This is a genomic window from Tepidiforma sp. (assembly GCF_026419595.1).
GTDB lineage: Bacteria > Chloroflexota > Dehalococcoidia > Tepidiformales > Tepidiformaceae > Tepidiforma.
This window is the reverse complement of sequence record NZ_JANZZD010000073.1, coordinates 251-625: the sequence shown is the minus strand read 5'-3', so window position 1 is coordinate 625 and position 375 is coordinate 251. Positions and strand designations below refer to the sequence as shown.

Sequence of the window (375 nt, the reverse complement as noted above, 5' to 3'; positions counted from 1 at the left end):
GCCTAACCTTCGGGGGGCCAGATCTGCGCACGGTCTATCTGGGTAGCCTGCGCGGCAACCGTATTCCCTACTTCCGCAGCCCGGTGCCAGGCCAGCCCATGATCCACTGGAGGCATTGATGCACCCACTGTTCGACCTGAGCGGCACGGTGGCGCTGGTGACCGGCGGCAGCCGGGGCATCGGGCTGGCCAGCGCCCGGCTGTTGGCCGAACTGGGGGCTCAGGTAGTGCTCTCGAGCGAAGACCCCAGAGCCTGCGCCGCTGCCGAGGCCGAGTTGCGCGCACACGGGCTGGCAGCCTGGGGTCTTCCTTGTGACGTGGGGGAAAAACCACAGATTGAGCGACTGGTGGAGCAAACCCTGGAACGCTTCAAACG

The 375-nt window shown here is 66.4% G+C and carries 1 protein-coding gene and 1 pseudogene; both read left to right on the top strand.

Features of this window, described 5'->3' with window-relative positions:
* Positions 1–119, top strand: a pseudogene (locus N2041_RS14960) (SMP-30/gluconolactonase/LRE family protein); the annotation flags it as partial.
* A partial coding sequence (locus N2041_RS14370) for an SDR family NAD(P)-dependent oxidoreductase (RefSeq protein ID WP_297679271.1) occupies positions 119–375 on the top strand: 257 nt, incomplete at its 3' end. The pseudogene N2041_RS14960 and the gene N2041_RS14370, both read left to right, overlap by 1 nt.